Source organism: Thiocapsa sp., assembly GCF_035467215.1.
Lineage (GTDB): Bacteria > Pseudomonadota > Gammaproteobacteria > Chromatiales > Chromatiaceae > Thiocapsa.
In genome coordinates, this window is sequence record NZ_DATITZ010000204.1 from 1 (window position 1) to 5,074 (window position 5,074).

The 5,074-nt window shown below is 68.0% G+C and carries 4 protein-coding genes; 3 read left to right on the forward strand and 1 reads right to left on the reverse strand.

All coding sequences use genetic code 11. The annotated features are described in order from the left end of the window. From VLR48_RS11205 to VLR48_RS11215, 3 genes are all read left to right on the forward strand, one after another. A partial coding sequence (locus tag VLR48_RS11205) for a Lon protease family protein (protein WP_325291866.1) occupies positions 1-1,313 on the forward strand: 1,313 nt, incomplete at its 5' end. Next, complete coding sequence (locus VLR48_RS11210; protein ID WP_325291867.1) at positions 1,310-2,116, forward strand: hypothetical protein; 807 nt, start codon at positions 1,310-1,312, stop codon at positions 2,114-2,116. The genes VLR48_RS11205 and VLR48_RS11210, both read left to right, overlap by 4 nt. Positions 2,117-2,179: 63 nt before the next feature. Beyond that, the gene (locus tag VLR48_RS11215; RefSeq protein ID WP_325291868.1) at positions 2,180-2,593 is read left to right on the forward strand and encodes a DUF1640 domain-containing protein; all 414 of its coding nucleotides are present in this window, start codon (positions 2,180-2,182) and stop codon (positions 2,591-2,593) included. A 3-nt stretch (positions 2,594-2,596) separates the two neighbouring features. Here VLR48_RS11215 and VLR48_RS11220 read toward each other — a convergent pair. Next, positions 2,597-5,074 (reverse strand): AMP-binding protein (locus VLR48_RS11220; protein WP_325291869.1); only part of this gene is annotated, 2,478 nt, incomplete at its 5' end.

The following is a 5,074-nucleotide window of genomic DNA, read 5'->3' on the forward strand; positions in this document are numbered from 1 at the left end:
TGATGCAGCCGTTCGCCTGGGAGACCTTAAAGCGTCTCCTTCAGGCCGCCGAGATCCGCATCGAATCGCTCGCCCAGATCACCAGTCTCATCAGCACCCTGTCGCTGGAGCCCGAGCCGATCCCGCTGGATGTGAAGGTCGTGATGCTCGGCGAGCGTCACATCTATTACCTGCTATGCGAGCTGGACCCGGAGTTCAGCGAGCTCTTCAAGGTCGCGGTCGATTTCGAAGACCAGCTCGTGCGCGGTCCGGAGAGTCACCTCGTCTATGCGCGGTTCATCGCCTCCGAGGTACGACGGGCCGGGCTGCACCACTTCGATCGCGGCGCGGTCGCTCGGGTGATCGAGCAGAGCGCGCGCCTGGCCGACGACAACGAGCGGCTCTCCAGTCACATGCGCTCCATCGGCGACCTGGTGCGCGAGAGCGATTACTGGGCCGGCACGGAGGGATGCGAGACGGTCGGCGCGGCGCATGTCCAACAGGCCATCGACGCCAAGATCGCACGCGCCGACCGCATCAGCCGACGGCTGCGCGAAGAGACCACCCGCGGGACCATCCTGATCGAGACCGACGGGGCACGGGTCGGTCAGGTCAACGGGCTCGCGGTCATGAGCCTCGGAGGCTTCGCGTTCGGACACCCCAGCCGGATCACGGCGCGGGTGCGACTCGGCAAGGGCGAGCTGATCGACATCGAGCGCGAGGTGAAGCTCGGCGGCCCCATCCATTCCAAGGGCGTACTCATCCTCCAGGGCTTCATCGCCGGGCGCTATGCCTTGGGCCATCCGCTGTCGCTCTCGGCGAGCCTGGTCTTCGAGCAGTCCTACGGCGGCATCGAGGGCGACAGCGCCTCCTCGGCCGAGCTCTATGCCCTGCTCTCCGCGCTCGCCGATCTGGCGATCCGCCAGTCGCTCGCCGTGACGGGATCGGTCAATCAGCTCGGCGAGGTCCAGGCGATCGGCGGGGTCAACGAGAAGATCGAGGGCTTCTTCGACACCTGCGCGGCGCGCGGACCGGTCGACGGACAGGGCGTCCTGATCCCGGTCTCCAACGTCAAGCATCTGATGCTGCGCGCGGACGTGCGCGAGGCGGTCGCGCAGGGCCGGTTCGCCGTCTACCCGATCGCGAGCATCGACGAGGGAATCGAGATCCTGACCGGGACGCCGGCCGGCGAGCGCGCCTCCGACGGGGGCTTCCCGGAGGGCAGCGTCAACGCGCGTGTCGAGGCGCGCCTCATCGGCTTCTCCGAGCGCCTGCGTGCCCTGCATGCGCAGGTCGACGGCCGCACGCGACCGGCGGAGAGGGCCGAGCCATGAGCGCCGCCGATCCGGGCGGACGGATCCGACGCGTCGCGGTCGCACTGGACGCCTCCCCGCATAGCCTGCAGGGCCTGACGCTGGCCGCCGGCATCGCCGCCGCCTTGAATGCCGAGCTGGAGGGCGTGTTCGTCGAGGACACCGAGCTGCTGCGTCTCGCCGGGCTGCCCTTTCTGCGGGAGCTGCGGATCGCGACCCTGTGCGAGAGTGCCCTGGACGCCGAAAGGCTCGAACGCGAGCTGCGCGCCGCCGCACGCGGCGTGCGCGAGCGACTCGAACGCACCGCGAGCGAGCTGGGTGTGGTCTCGTCGTTCCGGGTCTGGCGGGGCGATCTCGAGGCCGAGATCCTGGGCGCCGGGCTCGATGCGGAGCTCTTCGCGCTGGGACGAATCGGGCGCTTCGCACCCTTGCGGAGGCGCCCGCGACCGATCGTCCCCAAACATCGCGGCGGCGGTCTTCTGGTCGGCGTGCTCTATTCCGGAAGCGAGGGGGCAACACGCGCCCTCTCGATCGCCGTGGAGCTGGGGATTCGACATGCCGCGAGTCTCGTCGTCATCCTACAACCCGCGACCCGCGCGGATGCGGCCACGCTGCGCAACCGCGTGCTCGAGCAGCTCGGAACCCTGCGCGAGCAGACACGCCTGGTGTCGCTGGAGGCAACCGATGCCGCCGGTCTCGCGGCGACGGTCCGGAACCTCGGCATGGATCTACTCATCCTCGACGAGACCAATCCGCTCCTGGCGCGCACCTCGCTCTGGAGCAGTCTGGAGACCCTGGGCTGTCCGGTGGCGATCGGACGCTGATACACGTTTCGATCGCAGCGCGCCGGACTTGCACGCGTCCAAATTGCACTCCATAGTCGCTCCATGAGATCCAGCGTCGCACTCTACGAAGCCCTGACCACGGCTACCGACGACCGCACCCGTGCGCGCGTCATCGCCGAGGCCTTCGAGCGTCTCGAGGAACGCTATCCGCACCTCCCGGATCTGGTCACCCACGGCCATCTGCGCGAGACCGAGCTGAGACTCCAGAAGGAGATCGAGCAGATTCGGGCCGAGACCGTCCAAATACGCGGTCATCTCAACGAGGCCGAGCTGCGGCTTCGCAAGGAGATCGAGCTCCTACGCGGCGAAATCAGAGAAACCGAGCTCCGCCTTCAGAAAGAGATCGAGCAGGTTCGAGGAGAGATCGTGCGTTCCAAGGCCGATCTACTCAAATGGATCATCCCGTTGATGTTCGCCCAGGTCGCCGCGATCGCCGCTCTGGTGAAGCTTCTCTGAGAATCAGCCGGTCACACGCTCCGCAATCCAGGCACGCGCACGGTCACGCAGTCCGATCGCGGCTTCCCAATCGTCTCCGTCGGGCTGGATAGGCGGGCCGATCAACACCTCGGCGTGCCCGGGACGAGGCGAAAAGCGGTCGCCGGGCATCAGCTCGCGCGTCCCCCGCAGGACCGCGGGAACGAGAGGAACACCGGCTTGAGCGGCGGCGGCGAAGGCACCCATCCGAAAGGGCAGGAGTCCCGGTTGCTCGCGGAAGGTGCCCTCGGGGAAGAACGCCAGGGCCTCCCCGCGGGCCAGCACCTCGGTCAAACGGGCGGACTCGGCGCTCCCCGCGTGCGGGTCGAAGCGATCGACGAAGTTCGCACCCATCCGCCGCATGAAGGCCGCCACGATCGGCCGCGCGAGGAGCTCGCTCTTCGCCACGAAGCCGATCGGACGCTCCACCGCCTCGGCCAAGGCCAAACCATCGAGATAGCTTTGATGATTGGCGACCAAGACGAAGGGATGTCCCTTCGGCGGAAGATGCTCCCGGCCCGTCACGGCCAATCGCACGAAGGTCAGCCGGCGCAGGAGCCGGATGCCGAACCGCGCCATCGACCATCGCAGACGCGGACTCGGACTCGCCATGATGCCGACCCAGAACCATGGCGCGATCAGGTAGAACACCCCCCAGGCGTAGCCCGCATAGAGTTGCCCCGGCAGACTCAGGAGCCGTGCGCGAAGCCCGGACCCCGCAGCCCGCACCAACTGCCAGACGGGGCGACGCACCTGCTCGGAGAGCTGGCCGGCGAGATAACGATCCCGCGTGGCGGCGCGTCGCAGCTTGCCGCTCGAGGTCTTGAGCACGGCACGCGGCGGCACCAGCAGCAGCTCGTCGGGCGGCAGTCCGAGCACATCGGTCGCGCGCTCGCGCAGCTGCCGGACCAGCTCGGCGCGCCGCGCCGGATCGCGCTCCTTGCTCTCGGCCAGGATCACGAGCCGCTCGCTGCCCAGCTCCGGGTCTTTTGCCGCAAAGGCGACCACGCAACCCTTGCGCACGCCGACGACCTCGCCGAGGGCCTGCTCGACCTCGTAGGGATAGATGTTGCGCCCGCCGCGGATGATGAGATCCTTGACACGGCCGGTCAGATGGATGTCGCCGCCCGCCAGATAAGCGCGATCGCCGGTCGAATGCCAGCCGTCGTGGATCAGCGCCAGTGTCGCCTGCGGATTGCGATAATAGCCCCGGGTCGCCGACGGACCCTGGAACTCGAGCAAACCCTCGTGGCGTTCGGGCCGCTCTCGACCCGCTTCGTCGACCACGCGCACTCGGTAGCCGGGGAGCGCGCGACCGCAGGCCACCACCTCTATCGCCTGCGGATCCTTGCAATCGACCGCCAAGGCATAGCCCGAGCGGGCAAAGCGATCGCGGTCGATACAATCGATCCGGGGCCCTCGCCCCGCCGGGGGAAACGCCAGACCGACCGCCGCCTCCGCCAGACCATAGACGGGGGAAAGCGCCTCGGCACGCAGACCGGCGGGGGCAAAGCGCTCCGCGAATCGACGCAAGGTCTCGGGACTGACGGGCTCGGCACCGTTGAGCGCCCAACGCCAGCGGCTCAGGTCCAGATCTGCGATCTGGGCATCGGTGATTCGGGTCAAACAGAGCTCGTAGGCAAAGTTGGGGGCCGCCGAGATGGTCCCGCCATAACGATGGATCGCCTCCAGCCAGCGCACCGGACGCGCCAGAAAGGCGAGCGGGGACATCGACACCAGGGGAATGCCGTAATAGAGGCTGCCGAGCCATGCGCCGATCAAACCCATGTCGTGATAGAGCGGCAACCAGCTCACGAAGACGTCGTCCTGTGCGACCTGCACGACCTCGCCCATGGCGCGGATGTTTGCGAGGAGGTCGGCATGGCTCAGCACCACACCCTTGGGGTCGCCGGTGCTGCCCGAGGTGTACTGGATAAAGGCAATGTCCTCTGACGCGGGGCGCGCCCACGTCTCGCTCGGTGTCTCCCGCTCGAGACCCTCGAGCGTCACGATGCCGCGCAGCGAGCGGACCTGAACCCGCAGGACGCGGCCGATGGCCCGCGCCTCCGGGACCGTGACAAGAAAGACCGCACCGGCATTGTCGAGAATCCGGGCGTGACGACGCAGGTGCTCCTCGATCTGCTGAGGTCGGCTCGGCGGATAGATGGGCACCGGGACGCCGCCGGCCATGAGGACGCCGAAGAAGCTGTTGAAGTAATCCGGCCCCGTCGGAAGCATCAGGGCCACGGTCGCACCCGGACGCAATCCGGCGGCCTGCAGACGCCCGGCAACCCGCGCTGCACCGTCGGCGAGCGAGCGATAACTGATCGGCTGTGTACCCGACTCGGAATCCTCGTAGAGGATGTGGATGCGGTCCGCGTGGTCTTGCAGATGCCGATCCAGCACATCCAAAAGGGTCGCCGCGGAGGCCGGGGGTCCCCCGGCGGTCGGCCCGGGCGCGAC

Coding starts and splice junctions, on each gene's coding strand:
- VLR48_RS11215 (WP_325291868.1), top strand. CDS start 2,180: ATGAGATCCAGCGTCGCACTCTACGAAGCCCTGACCACGGCTACCGAC.
- VLR48_RS11210 (WP_325291867.1), top strand. CDS start 1,310: ATGAGCGCCGCCGATCCGGGCGGACGGATCCGACGCGTCGCGGTCGCA.